Source organism: Pseudomonas sp. W3I7 (assembly GCF_030816095.1).
GTDB classification, from domain to species: domain Bacteria; phylum Pseudomonadota; class Gammaproteobacteria; order Pseudomonadales; family Pseudomonadaceae; genus Aquipseudomonas; species Aquipseudomonas salomonii.
Genome location: NZ_JAUSXP010000001.1, coordinates 4945956 through 4961932, shown reverse-complemented (window position 1 = coordinate 4961932; position 15977 = coordinate 4945956). Strand labels below are relative to the sequence as shown.

14 protein-coding genes and 1 pseudogene are annotated in these 15977 nt (G+C 60.2%); 9 read left to right on the top strand and 6 right to left on the bottom strand.

All coding sequences use genetic code 11. The annotated features are described in order from the left end of the window. The first annotated feature begins 6 nt into the window (after nucleotides 1–6). Nucleotides 7–279, top strand: coding sequence for a type B 50S ribosomal protein L31 (locus tag QF043_RS23015; RefSeq protein ID WP_017135901.1), 273 nt, complete (start codon nucleotides 7–9; stop codon nucleotides 277–279). Between the two features lie 20 nt (nucleotides 280–299). Here QF043_RS23015 and QF043_RS23010 read toward each other — a convergent pair whose 3' ends face one another. From QF043_RS23010 to QF043_RS22995, 4 genes and pseudogenes are all read right to left on the bottom strand, one after another. Continuing rightward, nucleotides 300–1679, bottom strand: a complete 1380-nt coding sequence (locus QF043_RS23010) for an ATP-binding protein (RefSeq protein ID WP_307420291.1) — start codon at nucleotides 1677–1679, stop codon at nucleotides 300–302. Next, nucleotides 1676–3521: pseudogene (locus QF043_RS23005) on the bottom strand (DAHL domain-containing protein). The gene QF043_RS23010 and the pseudogene QF043_RS23005 overlap by 4 nt, the downstream one beginning before the upstream one ends. Beyond that, nucleotides 3500–4462 (bottom strand): cytochrome-c peroxidase, encoded by a 963-nt coding sequence (locus tag QF043_RS23000; protein WP_307420290.1) that lies wholly within the window; start codon nucleotides 4460–4462, stop codon nucleotides 3500–3502. The pseudogene QF043_RS23005 and the gene QF043_RS23000 overlap by 22 nt, the downstream one beginning before the upstream one ends. 21 nt (nucleotides 4463–4483) lie before the next feature. Further along, nucleotides 4484–6358, bottom strand: coding sequence for a bifunctional diguanylate cyclase/phosphodiesterase (locus QF043_RS22995; protein WP_307420289.1), 1875 nt, complete (start codon nucleotides 6356–6358; stop codon nucleotides 4484–4486). Between the two features lie 227 nt (nucleotides 6359–6585). Here QF043_RS22995 and QF043_RS22990 point away from each other — a divergent pair, with 227 nt between their 5' ends. The 3 genes from QF043_RS22990 (at nucleotide 6586) to QF043_RS22980 (ending at nucleotide 8971) form a co-directional block, all read left to right on the top strand. Continuing rightward, nucleotides 6586–7893 carry an HD domain-containing phosphohydrolase gene (locus tag QF043_RS22990; protein WP_307420288.1) on the top strand — a complete coding sequence of 436 codons (1308 nt, stop codon included), beginning with the start codon at nucleotides 6586–6588 and terminating at the stop codon, nucleotides 7891–7893. Between the two features lie 167 nt (nucleotides 7894–8060). Further along, a complete protein-coding gene (locus QF043_RS22985; RefSeq protein ID WP_307420287.1) occupies nucleotides 8061–8471 on the top strand; it encodes an NUDIX domain-containing protein in 411 nt (136 codons plus the stop codon). Next, nucleotides 8465–8971, top strand: a complete 507-nt coding sequence (locus QF043_RS22980) for a GNAT family N-acetyltransferase (RefSeq protein ID WP_307420286.1) — start codon at nucleotides 8465–8467, stop codon at nucleotides 8969–8971. The genes QF043_RS22985 and QF043_RS22980 overlap by 7 nt, the downstream gene beginning before the upstream one ends. 135 nt (nucleotides 8972–9106) lie before the next feature. On the opposite strand, the gene metR is transcribed toward QF043_RS22980, so the two are convergent. Next, nucleotides 9107–10024, bottom strand: a complete 918-nt coding sequence (gene metR, locus QF043_RS22975) for a transcriptional regulator MetR (RefSeq protein ID WP_056858838.1) — start codon at nucleotides 10022–10024, stop codon at nucleotides 9107–9109. Between the two features lie 182 nt (nucleotides 10025–10206). Here metR and QF043_RS22970 point away from each other — a divergent pair, with 182 nt between their 5' ends. Continuing rightward, on the top strand, nucleotides 10207–11226 hold the full coding sequence (locus tag QF043_RS22970) for an alpha/beta fold hydrolase (protein WP_307420285.1): 1020 nt from the start codon (nucleotides 10207–10209) through the stop codon (nucleotides 11224–11226). A gap of 58 nt (nucleotides 11227–11284) precedes the next feature. Further along, a complete protein-coding gene (locus tag QF043_RS22965) occupies nucleotides 11285–11938 on the top strand; it encodes a DsbA family oxidoreductase (RefSeq protein ID WP_307420284.1) in 654 nt (217 codons plus the stop codon). Between the two features lie 56 nt (nucleotides 11939–11994). Here QF043_RS22965 and QF043_RS22960 read toward each other — a convergent pair whose 3' ends face one another. Continuing rightward, entirely contained in the window at nucleotides 11995–12765 is a 771-nt protein-coding gene (locus tag QF043_RS22960) for a MipA/OmpV family protein (RefSeq protein ID WP_307420283.1), read from the bottom strand. Between the two features lie 226 nt (nucleotides 12766–12991). On the opposite strand from QF043_RS22960, the gene QF043_RS22955 reads away from it, so the two are divergent. From QF043_RS22955 to QF043_RS22945, 3 genes are read left to right on the top strand one after another with little or no spacing between them, the layout of a single operon-like run. Continuing rightward, nucleotides 12992–13702, top strand: coding sequence for an MtnX-like HAD-IB family phosphatase (locus QF043_RS22955; protein WP_307420282.1), 711 nt, complete (start codon nucleotides 12992–12994; stop codon nucleotides 13700–13702). Continuing rightward, nucleotides 13695–15089, top strand: a complete 1395-nt coding sequence (locus QF043_RS22950) for an aspartate aminotransferase family protein (protein ID WP_056858833.1) — start codon at nucleotides 13695–13697, stop codon at nucleotides 15087–15089. The genes QF043_RS22955 and QF043_RS22950 overlap by 8 nt, the downstream gene beginning before the upstream one ends. Next, complete coding sequence (locus tag QF043_RS22945) at nucleotides 15086–15976, top strand: carboxylesterase (protein WP_307420281.1); 891 nt, start codon at nucleotides 15086–15088, stop codon at nucleotides 15974–15976. Before QF043_RS22950 ends, QF043_RS22945 begins: the two co-directional genes overlap by 4 nt. Nucleotide 15977 lies beyond the last annotated feature (1 nt).

The window sequence follows — 15977 nt, the reverse complement described above, 5'->3', positions numbered from 1 at the left end:
GGCCTTATGAAAGCTGGTATCCATCCCGACTACCGTACCGTGCTGTTCCACGACACCGCCGCCGACGTGTTCTTCCTGATCGGCTCCACCGCCGACAGCGACCGCACCCATACACACAGCGACGGCAACACTTACCCGTACATCCCGCTCGATGTGTCCAGCGCCTCGCACCCGATCTACACCGGCCAGCAGCGCAAGACCCAGGTCGAAGGCCGGATTGCCGGGTTCAACAAGCGTTTCGCTTCGTTTGGGTCCAGCCCAAAAAAGGCGGATGCATAACCCAGACTCGACGGCGTGCCCTACGCCGTCGTTTGCCGAATCGGCAGTACCACCCGAAAGGTCGTGCCCTTGCCCAGTTCACTGCTGACCGAGATTGAGCCCCGGTGTTTCTTGACGATGCCGTAGGACAGTGACAATCCCAAGCCGGTGCCTTCGCCGACGGGTTTGGTGGTGAAGAAGGGGTCGAAAATCTTCTGCACGGTTTGCGGCGCAATCCCACAGCCGTCGTCCGCCACTTCCAGCCAGATGTTCTCACCTTCCACGCCATTGCTGATGGTAATGGTGCCACGTTCCGGGCCCATGGCTTGTGCGGCGTTGATCACCAGATTCATCACCACTTGATTGAGCTGCGACGCCAGGCACTCGATGTCCGGCAGCGGCAGGTAGTGCTTGACCACATCAGCCTTGTACTTGAGTTCGCTGGCGACGATGTTCAGCGTCGAATCAATGCCTTGTTGCAGGTTGGAGAATTGCCAGGTCTGGTCGTTGTCCACCCGCGAAAAATTTTTCAGGTCTTTGACGATTTGCACCACGCGGCCAATGCCATCCTTGGATTCGCGGATCAGGACCGGGATGTCCTCCTTGAGAAAGTCCAGCTCCAACGTAGTGCGCAAGGCCTTGAGCTGGTCGCGCTGTGGTTGCGATGCGATTATTTCCTCACTGTGTCGATAAGCTTCAAGCATTTGTTGCAGCTGGTTAAAGTAGCCATCAAGGGTGTTGAGGTTGGACGAAATGAAGCCTACCGGGTTGTTGATCTCATGGGCGACACCGGCGGCAAGCTGACCCAGTGAAGCGAGCTTTTCCGACTGCACCAGCTGGCTTTCCAAGTGTTTGCGCTCGTCGATTTCCAGTTGCAGCGCCTGGGTACGTTGTTCCACCAGCTGTTCCAGGTGCAAGGTTTGCAAGGCGGCGCGACGGGCCATGTCCCACTTGTTGGCCAGGGTATTGGCCATTTGCTGGACTTCAATGTTGTCGAAGGGTTTTTTCAGGATCAGCAAACGGTCATGGGCGTGCAGGCGAAAGAGCAGGTCCTCCCAGGAGTAATCCGAGTACGCGGTGCACACCACCACTTGCAGGTCGGGGTCGACCTTCCACAAGGCCTCGATGGTCTTCGCGCCGTCCCAGCCCTGGGGCATGCGCATGTCCACAAAAGCCAGCGCGTAGGGCCGTTGTTCCGCCATGGCCGTGGTCAGCAAACCCAGGCCTTCTTCGCCACCGTACGCCGAATGCAGGTCGAATGCCTGAGCCTGAGGCGTGACGGCGTCGCCGAACAGCGCTGACTCCAGGTCATCCAGTGCGGGGTTGGAGGCCACGCTCGGCATCAGAATCTTGCGAAAATCTTCATGAATTGACGGTGTGTCATCAATCAGCAGAATGCGCCGGTTGGGAGGCTGGTTCATGGGGCAGTTCCGGCAAGGGTGAGAGGAATCGTCAAGGTAAACACTGCGCCAAGGCCTGGCCCATCACTGTGAGCACTGAGTTGGCCGTGCATTTCCACGGCGGCCAGAGCACAGCTGTGCAGGCCGAAACCATGGCCTTCTTTGCGGGTGGTGAAGCCGTGGGTGAATATCCGGGTCATGTTCTCGGCGGGTATGCCTTCGCCATCGTCCTTTACACTGATTTTCAGGGTCTCGTCAGCCGCCGGTTGCACGGTCAGGGTCATTTGCCGTGGCCGGTCACTGAGGTTGGACATGGCGTACTTGGCGTTGCTGATCAGGTTGACCATAATCAGCAACAGTCGGTGTTTGTCGCCCAGAATCTCCGGTACTTGGGCGTACTCCTTGACCACCGTGACGTGATGACGGCTTAAAGCGCCGGCGTTCATGCGCAGGGCGTCTTCCATCAGCGCGCTGATGTTGACGGGTTCGAGCAGTGTGGAGGCGCCGGCATAGGATTGCTGGGTCGAGACGATGTCCTTGATGTGGTCAACGCTTTTGCTCAGTTGCGTCAGTTCCTCGCTCATGCCTTGCTGTTCGAGTGCAATCGCTTCGACCAACTGGTTCAGGTAGCCCGGCAGCAATTTGCCCTTTTCATCCTCGCTGAGGAAGGTGCCCAGGTCGCCCTGATGCGCGTTGATCAGCTGCATGGCTTTACCCAGGCCCTGGACCTTGCTGTTGCGCAGTTGGCGCGCCACCAGGTCGGCGGAAATGTTCACGCTGTTGAGCACGTTGCCAACGTTGTGCAGCACGTTCGTGGCGATTTCCGCCATGCCCGCCTGGCGGGCGCTGTCCATCAGCTCGCTCTGGGCATCCTTGAGCTGTTGCGTGCGCCGCTCCACCCTGTGTTCCAGGGTTTCGTTGGCGGCCTGCAAGGCACGATTGATCCGGTTGATCTCGGCGAAACTGCGCAACAGGCGTACTGCCAGGTACAGCAGCAACACCACCAGCAAGGTTGAGAAAATCAACAGGTAGCGGTGGTATTGATGATCAACGAGGTCGGCCGCCTGCTGGTCCTGGTTGAGGTGGGTGGTCAAGTCATCCAGGCGCTCGGCCACGGGCACTGCGGCAATTCGTTCGAGGAGGCTGTTGACCACCGGCTGCTCGCGCAGGATCAGCGAAATGTGGTTGCTGAGGATCACGACCGGTGCCTGGAATTCACTGGGCAGGCGCTCCTTGTTGACTTTCAGCTTGCCCAGGCCCACCAGAATATCGGCCGCGCGATCGGTCACTGGTGACCTGGGCGAACTCCAGGCTGCTGAGCAGCAGGTCGTAGGTGTCGGTGGCCACGCTTTGCAGTTGCAGCCGACTTCCATCGTCAATACGACTGAACTGGGCCTGGATATCGTCTTCAGCGGTCGGCAGAAACGCCAGCGAGTTGCGCAGCACCGCATTGTGGGATTTGAACTGGTCTACCAGCCGCGCCTTTTCCTGGATGGCGGCTTGATACGCTTGCTGGGTGGCGCGCCAAAGGGGCAGGTCGGCGGTGTTGTGGTAGGTGTCGCGGCTGCCCAGTTCGGCCCATATGCGCGTCATTTCGGTGAGCGGTGTCACCAGCGGATCGTAGTTGTGGGTAATCGAGATCCGGGCCTTGAGCACTTCGCTGTCCCATTGCGCATTGAGTTGCTGGAGCTGGCGAATCAGGTCCCGTGACTGGGTGTAGCTGGCCGTTTGGTCGCGGGAGGACATGAGGTACAAAAAGATCAGGGTCGAGGCCAGCAGCAGGGTCATCAACCCCAGCAGCAACTGGCTGGTACGGCGGCTGGACAGGCTCGGCAGTCGGCTCATAACGGCTTGCCCGCCCATTGGCCGGTCAGGGTCTTGAGAAACAGGATGATCAGGTCCTTGTCTTCCTGGGTCGGAGTGCGCCCCAGTTGATACTTGAACATTACGTCCACGGCCTCTTCCAGGCTTTTGGCCGAAGCGTCGTGAAAGTAGGGCGCGGTGACCGCCACATTGCGCAGGCTGGGCACCTTGAACACATAGCGGTCCTCTTCATCCTTGGTCAACAGGTAACGCCCCAGGTCCGACTCGACCGGGTTGCCGCGGGCCGTGAAGTAGTCATCCATCACGCCGAATTTTTGAAACATGTTGCCGCCGATGTTCACTCCCTGGTGGCAGGCGATACAGCCGTAATCTTTGAAATGCAGGTAGCCGTACTTTTCCTTGAGGGTGAGGATATCTGTATTGCCATTCAAGTATTGGTCGAATCGCGAATCGGGCGTGAGCAGCGTGCGCTCATAGGTGGCCAGGGCGTTTTGCACATTGGCTGCAGTGACGCCATCGGGATAGGTCCGCTGGAATGCGGTCTGGTAGGCGGGCACGGCTGCGAGGTTCTGCACCACGGTTTTCCAGTCGCTGCCCATTTCTGCCGTGCTGATGACCGCGTGTTCGACTTGCGCTTCCAGCGTGTCGACACGACCATTCCAGAACTGTTTGAAGTTCAGGCTGGCGTTGAACACCGATGGGGTGTTGACCTCTACCGGTTTGCCGTCAAAACCGATCGAAAACGGCTTGTCGTCGCCGCCGCCGGACGCCAGGCGATGGCAACTGGCGCAGGACAGTGTGTTGTTGGCTGACAGGCGCGGCTCATTGAACAGTTGCCGGCCCAGTTCGACTTTGGCCGGGTCCAGCCTCGGCACGCCCGGCAAGGGTTTGAGTGCCTCGTCCAGCGGTGCGGCTGCCAGTGGCAGACTCGCGCTTAACCATAAGGTGAGGATGAGCCCGTGGGTTGATACTTCGTTCAAGCGAGCACTCCTTGCAATCGGCTATTGATCGGGCATCAGGGTAGGGTGACCGGCTTGCATCAACTGCGCAAAATCCTTTGGGGGCACGGCTTTGCTGAATAGAAAACCTTGGCCTTCTTCGCACCGCTGAGCTTGCAGGAAATTCAGCTGTTCGAGGGTCTCCACGCCTTCGGCAATGATGCTCAGGTTCAGACTTTTGCCCATGCCGATGATAGCGCTGATCAGTTGGGCGTCCTGGCTATTTACGCTCATGCCGCGCACGAAAGATTGGTCGATTTTCAGCACGTCGATGGAAAAGCGCCGCAGGTAGCTGAGGCTGGAGTAACCGGTGCCGAAGTCATCCAGGGCCAGACGCACGCCCATGGCCTTGATGGTGTTCAAGGTGGCAACGGTGTCGTCGACATTCTGCATTAACACGCTTTCGGTGATTTCCAACTCCAGTTGGGCAGGCGGCAGGCCGGTCTGTGTGAGTATCTCGGCCAGGTTGTCGGTAAAGTCCCGCTGGCGAAAGTCGATGGCCGAGACGTTCACCGAGATGCACAACGGGCTCAAGCCCATGGCGCGCCAGGCTTGCCCTTGCTCGCAGGCCCGGCGCAGCACCCACTGGGTCAAGGGCACTATCAGCCCACTGTCTTCGGCCACCGGAATGAACTCAGACGGGCTGATCCATCCCGAGCGCGGCTCAAACCAACGTATCAAGGCTTCAGCACCGACGATTTTGCCGGTTCTCAATTCCAGTTTCGGCTGGTAGTGCAGCACAAACTCGTCATGCTCCAGGGCCTGGCGGATTGCACTTTCCAGGCCCTGTTGCTGTTGCGCGCGCAAGTTCATGGTCTGGGTATAAAAGCTGAAGTCACCCGGGCCGCGCTCCTTGCTGGTGTGCATGGCGGTTTCGGCATGTTTGATCAGTTCCACCGCGGTGCTGCTGTCATTGGGGTAAATACTGATGCCGAGGCTGGCGGTGACGCTCAGGTCGTGCCCGGCGAGGTGGCGGGTTGCGCGCACGGCCGTGAGCAACTTTTGCGCAATATGCTGGGTTTGTTGCGGGTGCTGGATATCGTTGAGCAGAATCACAAACTCATCGGCCACATAGCGAAACACTGAATCCGAGCCTCGTACCGTCGCCACCAGGCTCTGGCTGATCTGCTGGAGTACCTCGTCGCCCACCGGATACCCCAAGGCATTGTTGATGCGCTTGAAGCGGTCTAGCCCGATAAATATCACCGCCAGTTGTGTGTCATGCCGTCGGCCCAGGGCGATGGCCTGGGTCAGGCGATCACCCAGCAAGGTGCTGTTGGGCAACTGCGTGAGCGCGTCGTATTGCAGCAGGTGCGAAACTTTGAGCAGTTCCTGCACGCGTTCTTCAATGGTGCGCTCCAGGCTCTGCACCTTGAGGGCGACGTCTTGGGCGAGCTGCCATTTCCAGGTCAGGGCGCTGGCCATCTGGCGGATTTCCAGGTGGTCAAAGGGTTTTTTCAGGATCAGTAACTGGTCGTTGTACTTCAACCGCGCTTCGATGGCCTCAAAGGAGTAATCGGAATAGGCGGTGCACAGGGCAATCTGCAGGTTGGGGTCGACGCTCCACAACTGTTCGATGGTGTGCAGACCATCCCAGCCGGGAGGCATGCGCATGTCGATAAACACCATGGCGTAGGGCGCACCGTCCGCCAGGGCCTCGTTCACCAGGGCAAGGGCCTCCTGGCCCTGATAGGCCGAATCCAGCAAAAACGTCTGGCGCACCGGCACCTCGGTGCCGAACAGGGCTTCTTCCAGGCTGTCCAGTGAGGGGGCATCGTGGGGGTGGGCGCACAGAATCTTGCGGAAATCTTCGTGGATAGAGGCCGTGTCATCCACGATCAGAATGCGTCGGTTGGCCCGCCCTGAGTTCGGGTTCATGGCGCACTTTGCATTGGCAACAGGTTCGATGGCATAACGCTTCCTTCCTTGGTTTGACATCCGGGAGGAGTACGTACCGGTTGAGACAGCATAGTTGAGTTCCCTTGATATCGACGGCTAATTGGCGTCAAATCAGCTGCGTGGCTACGTGCATCAAGCGCAGATACGCGGCGGGATATCAGGCTTCAATTCAGCTCAATTACGTTTATTTTTAAGGCGCAGTAACCATGGACGAACAACTTGCGACCCCACCCACGATTCTGCTGGTTGACGATGAAGAGTCGATCCTCAACAGCCTGCGCCGGCTGTTGCGCGGCCACCCTTTCAATGTCGTGCTCGCCGGCAGCGGCGCCCAGGCCCTGGAGATCATGGCGGCCCAGCCCATCGACCTGGTGATGAGCGACGCCCGCATGCCCGGCATGGACGGCGCGCAGTTGCTGGCTGAAGTGCACCGGCTGTACCCGGCTACCAGCCGCATCCTGTTGACCGGCTATGCTGACCTCGCGACGATCATCAAGGCGATCAACGAAGGGCAGATTCACCGTTACATCAGTAAGCCCTGGAATGACGAAGAACTGCCGCTGGTGTTGCGCCAGGCCCTGGAGCATCAGCGCCTGGAGCGCCTGGCTCATGAGCAGAACGATCAGCTCAAGGTGTTGAACGCCAACCTGGAAAAACGCGTGGCAGCCCGAACCAGCGAGCTGCAACAGACCGCCGACATGCTCGACCTGGCCTACGACGAGCTCAAGCGCAGCTACGTGACCGGTACCGAAGTGTTTTCGCTGTTGGCCAACCTGCGCTTGCCCAAGAACAAACAGACCAACCGCGCCTTGATCGAACTGGTGCGGGTCTATTGCGCGGCCCAGTCCATCGACGAAGCCAGCACCCGCGACCTGACTATGGCCGCTGCGCTGTACAACATCGGTAAGCTGAGCTGGAGCGACAGCATGATGGTTGCGCCGTCGGACAAGCTGCACAGCACCGACCGTGGCCTGTACCGCGAGTACCCGACCCAGAGCGAATCGCTGCTGATGACCCTCGACCCCATGAAGGATGCGGCGCGGATCATTCGCCACCACCAGGAGCGTTGGGACGGTACGGGGTTTCCCGATCACCTCAAGGGCGATGCGATCCCGCCCGGCTCGCGCCTGCTTAAACTGGCGGTGGACTTCATCGAACTGCAAAAAGGCTTGATCCTGGAACGGCATCTGAACAGCGACGAAGCGCTGCTGTATATCCGCAAGTACGCCGGGCGCCTTTACGATCCGGAACTGGTGGAAGACTTCGTGCAGGCCTGCGCGGCCTTCCTCAGCGATGTGACCCTGGGCGACCCCAACGTCAAGGTCCTCTCCACCCGAGAACTGGAAGCCGGCATGGTGCTGGCCCGCAACCTCAATGCCGATAACGGCATGCTGTTGCTGAACGCCGGCAAGGTGTTGAACCTGCCGCTGGTGGACAAGCTAATTGCCTTCGAAACCATGGAAGGCGCGCGGTACAGCGTGTTCATCAAGGAAGACGCAGTCATCCCAGGCTGAACACAATCAAAAATGTGGGAGCGGGCTTGCTCGCGAAAACGGTGTATCAGTTACAGATGCAGTGGCTGACACACCGCTTTCGCGAGCAAGCCCGCTCCCACAGTGGATTGCGGCGTGCCTGTGGCTCATGTGATCCTTGCGCTCTTTGCACCCAAGGAAGATTTCAAATGCCATCCGTCATCCGCATCGCCGCCGCCCTCCTGATCGGCAGCGACGGTCAAACCCTGCTGGTGCGCAAGCGCGGCACCCAGGCCTTTATGCAACCGGGCGGCAAGATCGATGCCGGTGAGCAACCTGCCGAGGCGTTGGCCCGTGAGCTGTACGAGGAACTGAACCTGCGTATCGACCCGGCTGAGGCTGTCTACCTGGGCCAGTTTTCGGCCCCGGCAGCCAACGAGCCGGGCTTCACCGTGGAGGCTGAGCTGTTCCAGGTGCATATCGATTCGCCGGTAAGCCCGGCCGCTGAAATCGAAGAAGTGCGCTGGATCGACCCGGCCGGCGAGGGTGGTTTGCACCTGGCGCCGTTGACTCGCGATTGGATCCTGCCGTTTTATCGCGCGTCGCTCGCTGCATGCTGATCCGCACACTGGTGGCCAATGACGCCGAAGCTTATCGCGCGTTGATGCTCGAGGCCTATGGCGCCTATCCCCAGGCGTTTACCTCCAGCGTGGCGGAACGCGCACGAATGCCATTGAGCTGGTGGGAAAAGCGCCTACAGAGCCCGCTGGATCAGGTGCTCGGCGCTTTCGAAGAGCAAACCCTGGCCGGCATTGCTGGCCTGGCCTTTGAACCACGGGAAAAGGCCCGGCACAAAGTCACGCTGTTCGGCATGTACGTGACCAAAGCCTATCAGTGCCAGGGCCTGGGCCGTCAGTTGGTGGAGGCGGCGCTCGATGGCGCGCGCCGCCAGCCCGGCGTCAAACTGATCCAACTGACCGTCACCGCGGGCAACGACGCCGCGTTCGCGTTGTACCAGCGCTGCGGTTTTATTCAATACGGCCTGGAGCCGTTGGCGGTGCGGGTGGGGATCGAATATTTCGACAAGATCCACATGTGGCGTGAACTCAAAGGCGACTGAATCTGCATTGGGGCACTCAATCGAATGTGGGAGCTGGCTTGCCTGCGATGGCATCACCTCGGTGTGCCAGGCAGACCGCGTCATCCACATCGCAGGCAAGCCAGCTCCCACAGTAGAGTCGTCATTTGTGCGCGATTAACGCACGGCGCTGACACCATCCAGGGTCGAAAACGAGGTGTCCTTGGCTGTCAGCAAGAAGTCGCGCATATACGGCGCATCCAGCATGTCCGCACGAATCCCCGCATACAACGTCGCAAACAAGCCCTTCTCGCCCAAACGCTTGGCCTTCACATACCCACGCGAGCTGTATTCATGCAGCGCCCAATGCGGCATGCCGCACACGCCGCGGCCGCTGGCGACCAACTGCATCATCATCACCGTGAGCTCCGAGGTGCGCACCTGGGCCGGTTCCACGTCAGCGGGTTCCAGGAACCGCGTGAAAATGTCCAGGCGGTCGCGCTCAACCGGGTAGGTGATCAGGGTTTCGCTGAGCAAGTCTTGCGGCACGATATACGACTTGTTCGCCAGCGCATGCTGGTTGGCCACGGCCAACATGGCTTCGTAGGTAAACAAGGGTACATAGGTGATGCCCGGCAGTTCCAGCGGGTCGGAGGTCACCACCAAGTCCAGGTCGCCACGGGCCAGGGCCGGCAGCGGCGCGAAGGCAAAACCTGAGGCCAGGTCCAGCTCAACCTCTGGCCAGGCATCGCGGAACTGGTCGATGGTCGGCATCAGCCACTGGAAGCAGCTGTGGCACTCGATGGCCATGTGCAGACGCCCGGCGGTGCCACCGGCCAGGCGCGCGATGTCGCGTTCGGCGCCGCGCAGCAAGGGCAGGGTGGCGTCGGCCAGTTGCAGCAGGCGCAGGCCGGCACTGGTGAAGCGCAGCGGCTTGGTCTTGCGCACGAACAGCGGCATGCCCAGGCGCTCTTCCAGCTCCTTGAACTGGTGGGACAGCGCCGATTGCGTCAGGTGCAGGCGTTCGGCGGCTTCGACCAGGCTGTCGGCTTCGCGCAACGCGTGCAGGGTCTTGAGGTGGCGGATTTCGAGCACGGGCGCTCCATGAAGATAATTTGTGATAAATACAGATAGCGTGAGTTTGTCTCATGTTGCCAGTCCTGTCGACCATGACCGTTGGGCGCACTTCATCAAACTGTCACGCAACTGTGGCAGCGCGCTTGTACAAACTTCATCAGACTCGCGCTCTACTGGGGTTCTGCGTTTCGGTGTTTTTCATGCGCGTGTGGTTTTTACTGGCCGCTCTATTGTTCGGCCTGCCGTCCTTTGCGGCTTCTCGATGTGATGTCAATGTCCCGACCCAAACGGTCGACCTGGAAAAAGTCAGCATCGCCTATCAGAGTATCGGCCGAGCGTCCGACCCTGCGTTGCTGCTGGTCATGGGCCTGGGCGGGCAGTTGATCCACTGGCCGGATGAAGTGGTGGTGGCCTTGTGTGAACAGGGTTTTCGGGTGATTCGCTACGACAACCGTGACGTTGGCCTGTCCACCTGGCGCCAGGCACCCGCCAGCGCCAACCTGACGTTCGAAGTGCTGCGCTACAAACTCGGTTTGCCGGTGGCGGCGCCGTACACGCTGACCGACATGGCCGACGATGCATTGGGCTTGATGGACGCGCTGCAGGTCCAGCAATTCCACGTGCTGGGCGCAAGCATGGGCGGCATGATCGCCCAGCATCTGGCGGCCATGGCGCCGCAGCGGGTCGAAAGCCTGACCCTGGTGATGACCAGCTCCGGCGCCGAAGGCCTGCCGGCGCCCAACGCGGCGTTGGTGCAGTTGCTGTCGCGGCGCAGTGCGCCGAACCGTGAAGTGGCGCTGGAACAACAAGCCGATTTGCTTGCCGCCCTGGGCAGCCCCAACGTGAAGGATGATCGCCAGGCGCTGCTGCACCAGGCCGCGCTGTCCTACGACCGCGCCTTCAACCCGGACGGCTTGAAGCGCCAGATCATGGCGATTTTGGCTGAGCCGAGCCGCGTGCCCTTGCTTAACCAATTGCGCGTGCCGACCCTGGTGGTGCACGGCACCGCCGACCCGTTGTTGCCGGTGATGCACGGCGTACACCTGGCCGCGCATATCCAGGGCAGCCAGCTGAAGCTCATACCGGGCATGGCCCACCGCTTTCAGGAAGCCTTCAAGGCGCCATTGTTGACGGCTGTGCTGCCGTACCTCAAAGCCCATCGCGAAGATGCGGCGCATTGGGCGCAGATTGACCTGGGCGAGCCTTCGAAGGTGCTGTGAAGTTGGTGTATCGTGCAACCTTTACGGCGCATTAATACTGCCAGCGAGGTTGCCTGCCATGAGTACTCCCCTGAAAATCGATTTTGTCAGCGACGTGTCTTGCCCCTGGTGCATCATCGGCCTGCGCGGCCTGACCGAAGCCCTCGACCAACTGGGTAGCGAGGTGCAGGCCGAGATTCATTTCCAGCCGTTTGAGCTGAACCCGAAGATGCCCGCCGAAGGGCAGAACATCGTCGAGCACATCACTGAAAAATACGGCTCCACCGCCGAAGAGTCCCAGGCCAACCGTGCGCGTATCCGCGACATGGGCGCGGCGCTGGGCTTTGCCTTTCGCACGGACGGGCAGAGCCGCATCTACAACACCTTTGATGCGCACCGGCTGCTGCATTGGGCGGGGCTTGAAGGGTTGCAATACAACCTCAAGGAAGCGCTGTTCAAGGCGTATTTCAGTGATGGGAAAGACCCGTCCGACCACGCGATATTGGCGATCATCGCCGAGAGTGTCGGGCTGGATATCCAGCGTGCTGCGCAGATTCTGGCGTCCGACGAATACGCAGCTGAAGTCCGTGAGCAGGAAGAATTGTGGATTTCACGCGGTGTGACTTCAGTACCCACCATCGTGTTCAACGACCAGTACGCGGTCAGCGGTGGGCAGCCAGCAGAGGCCTTCGTGGGCGCGATTCGCCAGATCATCCAGGAAGCCAAAGCCTGAGCGCCGATGAATCTTCCTGTGGCACTAGGTTTGTGTGGGAGCTGGCTCCCACAGGGTCAGTCAAACTTGTAGCTGATCGCCGTCTGCACCTGGCCCTGGTTCACGTTGCCGGTCTCCTTGACGATGCTGCTGTTGGCCGCCGAACCCACCAGGTGTGTCCAGCTGGCGCTGGTCAACAGCGACCAATGGCTCGCCAGCGGGAACTCGAAGCTTTGGGTCAGCGTCAGGTTCTGAAAGCCCGCACTGGCGTTATAGGCGCGAATGCCGGACGCCGCTGACTCCTTATCGTCAACGCCAAAAAACGCCTGGGTCTGGCGCGCATCGGCAAAATGCGCCATCAGGCCGGTGCTGCCGATAATGCCGCCGCCCAGCGGGTAGCCCAGTTCGCCACCGACCTTGCCCAACACACCACTCTGATCACGCGGGCCGCCGACGGCCTGGCCAACCTGGGCGTACACGCGCCAGAACTCGGCCGGTGCGTACTGGATGAAACCCCCGACTTCGGCCATGTCCGGCACATCCCGCAAGCCACGCAGCGAGCGATCGGCCGTACGGCCCGGCAGGTAATTGATATACGGGCCAGCGGTGAAACCGTGGGTATTGAGCGCGCTCCAGGTCAGGCCATCGTCGGTGCCCAGGCTCACATTGCCCCAGTCCAGATCGAAGTAGGGAATCGGCCGGGTTTCGTAGCGGCTGCCTGTCGGGTCATGGGGCTGGTAGCTGACGCCTGCGCCGACTTCGCCGGTAATGCCTTCGGCCCATGCCGTGCTGGAAAAGCCCCACAGCCCCAGCAAGCCGGCGAATACAGCAGAAGTAACCTTGAACATGGAGCGTTTCCTTATCTGAACGTGCGCGCATTCACGCGCGAAGCGCCTCCCTGACGCAAGCACTCATCTTGTTTGTAGCAAGCTACAAAAATTGTAGCTCCTGCGACACAAATCCCCCTGCATATCGACCAAAACCCCAGCCCCGCTGGGGTTTGGCCGGTTGGCACAGTCTCTGCAATACCCGATGGCACAAGCGCATAGAGCGCTACTCCTCAAGGTAAACGCAATGATCCAGTGGCATATCGTGTGCGACTTCGACGGGACCATCACCCCCACCGACGTCATCGACAACGTCCTCCAGCGCTTCGCCGGCCCTGAGTGGGAAACCATCGAACAGGAATGGCTGGATGGGCATATCGGTTCCCGCGAATGCCTGAGCCGTCAACTGGCGCTGATCAAAGCCACCCCGGCTGAACTGCTGGCGTACTTCGACAGCGTGGAGATCGACCCGGACTTCCCGGACTTCGTCGATCACGTCATGGGCCTGGGCGCGACCATCGAAGTGGTCAGCGACGGCATTGAGCAAGGCATCGCGCGCATCCTGTCGCGCAACTACGTGACCTTGCTGCCGATCCTCGCCAACCGCCTGCGCCAGGTTGACCAGAACAGCTGGCGCATCGACTTCCCGTACTCCAGCGATGCCTGCCGCGCCGCCTCCGGCAACTGCAAGTGCAAATCCACGCCGCGCAACAAGCGCGTGCTGGTGATCGGCGACGGCAAGTCCGACATGTGCGTGGCTTCAACCGCCGACTTCGTCTTCGCCAAAGGCAGCCTCGCCAAGTACTGCGAAGCCAACAACATTCCCCATGCGCGCTTCGACACCTTTGCCGAATTGCCCGCATTGCTGACCGCTTTGCCACAAGGCATCGCCGCTAACGCCGGCGCCTTTGCCGCCGACCTCTCTGTTGAAAATCAGGAACTCTTCCACCATGTCTGATATTCGTATTGCTACCGCCGAAGACCGGATTCTTCTGGATAAAGAAGCCAAATACTGCTCCTACGGCGACACCGTTCACTACATCGAGCCGCCGCGTATTTTCAGCCGTTGCGAAGGCTCCTACGTGTGGGACACCGAAGACCAGGCCTACCTCGACCTGCAAATGTGGTACTCGGCCGTTAACTTCGGCTACGCCAACCCACGCCTGAACAACGCGCTGAAACAGCAGATCGATACCCTGCCGCAAATCGCCAGCCAGTACCTGCACAAAGGCAAGATCGAGCTGTCGGAAATGATCGCCGTCGACGCCAAGAACAAATTCGGCCTCGACGGTCGCGTGCACTTCAACGTCGGCGGTTCGCAGTCGATCGAAGACTCGTTGAAAGTGGTGCGTAACGCCTCCAACGGCAAGAGCCTGATGTTCGCCTTCGAAGGCGGCTACCACGGCCGTACCCTCGGCGCCTCGTCGATCACCTCAAGCTTCCGCTACCGTCGCCGCTACGGCCACTTTGGCGAGCGCGCCAACTTCATCCCGTTCCCGTACCACTTCCGCGGCCCTAAAGGCATGACCAAAGAAGAGTACGGCAGCCACTGCGTGCAGCAATTCGCGCGGCTGTTCGAGACCGAATACAACGGCGTCTGGGACCCTAAAACCAACCAGTGCGAATACGCAGCGTTCTACGTCGAGCCGATCCAGGGCACCGGCGGCTACGTGATCCCGCCGATGAACTTCTACCGCGAATTGAAGCAAGTGCTGGATCAGCACGGCATCCTGATGGTGTCCGATGAAATCCAGATGGGCTTCTACCGCACCGGCAAACTGTGGTCGATCGAACACTTCGACGTGCAGCCGGACGTGATCGTCTTCGGTAAGGCGCTGACCAACGGCCTCAACCCGCTGGGCGGCATCTGGGCCCGTGAAGAGTTGATCAACCCGACGGTGTTCCCGCCAGGTTCGACCCACTCCACCTTCGCCTCCAACCCGCTGGGTACGGCGGTAGGCCTGGAAATGTTCAAGATGACCAGCGAAGTCGACTACGGCGCGATGGTCATGGCCAAGGGCAAATACTTCCTGGAAGGCCTGCAAGACCTGCAGAAACGTTTCCCGATCATCGGCGACGTCGACGGCCTGGGCCTGGCCCTGCGCTGCGAAATCTGCGGCCCGGATGGCTTCACGCCGGATAAGGCGACCCTGGACTACATGGTCGAAGAAGGCATGAAGGGCGACATGATCGTGGATGGCCAGAAACTCGGCCTGATCCTCGACGTGGGCGGCTACTACAAAAACGTGATCACCCTGGCACCGTCCCTGGAAATCAGCTACCCGGAAATCGACCTGGGCCTGAAACTCCTCGAGCAGTTGCTGGTGCGAGCGACCAAGCGGTGAATGCTCCTGAGTTAAAAAGCATCGGGATCGACCTCGGTGAAGGTGATGCCGGCTTCGTTCTCGGTGAAGGTCCGGTCGGGATCCTGTTGGTCCACGGCCTGACCGGCACCCCGACGGAATTGCGCCAGGTCGCCAAAGGCCTGGCCAAAGCCGGTAACTGCACGGTGTACGTGCCCACGCTGGCTGGGCACTGCGGCGATAACAGCGACCTGCAGGCCACCGGCTGGCTGGACTGGTACGAAGGCGTGCGCAAGACCTTTGCGCAGGTCAAGCAGCGCCACGAGCAGGTGTTTGTCGGTGGCTTGTCCATGGGCGCGGTGATGTCCATGTATGTGGCCGCCGAGCACCCAGGGCAAGTGGCCGGGCTGTTGATGTATTCGACCACCTTGAAGTACGACGGCTGGAGCATTAACAAGCTGGCGTTTCTGACGCCGTTGCTGATGAAGATCCCGTTCGGCGTGCACATCTGCCGCTTCGAAGAGAAGCCGCCTTACGGCATCAAGAACGAGCGCCTGCGGGCCATCGTCGAGCGTCAGATGAAGGAAGGCGAAAGCAGCGAGGCCGGTTTGCTGACCATGGAAGGCATCACGGTGCGCGAGTTGCACCGCATGAACGCCGTGGTCAAAAAGCGCATGCCCGAGGTCAAGGTACCGGCGCTGGTGTTGCACTCCATCGAGGACGACATCACCAGCCGCTGGAACGCCGATTACGTGGAACGCCACCTCGGTGGCCCGGTGACCAAGATTCTGCTGGATAACTGCTACCACATGATCACCGTCGACCTGCAATACCGCCGGGTGATCGAGTTGAGCGCAGAATTTGTCGAGCAGCACGCCGCCCCGGCTGTGCAGGCGCCCGTGGATTATCGACAGCGGGCATCAGCCTAAG

What these genes read in the sequence shown, in the direction of transcription:
- QF043_RS23015 (WP_017135901.1), top strand. Translation starts at nt 7, where the DNA reads ATGAAAGCTGGTATCCATCCCGACTACCGTACCGTGCTGTTCCACGAC.
- QF043_RS23010 (WP_307420291.1), bottom strand. Translation starts at nt 1,679, where the DNA reads ATGAACCAGCCTCCCAACCGGCGCATTCTGCTGATTGATGACACACCG.
- QF043_RS22995 (WP_307420289.1), bottom strand. Translation starts at nt 6,358, where the DNA reads ATGAACCCGAACTCAGGGCGGGCCAACCGACGCATTCTGATCGTGGAT.
- QF043_RS22990 (WP_307420288.1), top strand. Translation starts at nt 6,586, where the DNA reads ATGGACGAACAACTTGCGACCCCACCCACGATTCTGCTGGTTGACGAT.
- QF043_RS22985 (WP_307420287.1), top strand. Translation starts at nt 8,061, where the DNA reads ATGCCATCCGTCATCCGCATCGCCGCCGCCCTCCTGATCGGCAGCGAC.
- QF043_RS22980 (WP_307420286.1), top strand. Translation starts at nt 8,465, where the DNA reads ATGCTGATCCGCACACTGGTGGCCAATGACGCCGAAGCTTATCGCGCG.
- QF043_RS22970 (WP_307420285.1), top strand. Translation starts at nt 10,207, where the DNA reads ATGCGCGTGTGGTTTTTACTGGCCGCTCTATTGTTCGGCCTGCCGTCC.
- QF043_RS22965 (WP_307420284.1), top strand. Translation starts at nt 11,285, where the DNA reads ATGAGTACTCCCCTGAAAATCGATTTTGTCAGCGACGTGTCTTGCCCC.
- QF043_RS22960 (WP_307420283.1), bottom strand. Translation starts at nt 12,765, where the DNA reads ATGTTCAAGGTTACTTCTGCTGTATTCGCCGGCTTGCTGGGGCTGTGG.
- QF043_RS22955 (WP_307420282.1), top strand. Translation starts at nt 12,992, where the DNA reads ATGATCCAGTGGCATATCGTGTGCGACTTCGACGGGACCATCACCCCC.
- QF043_RS22950 (WP_056858833.1), top strand. Translation starts at nt 13,695, where the DNA reads ATGTCTGATATTCGTATTGCTACCGCCGAAGACCGGATTCTTCTGGAT.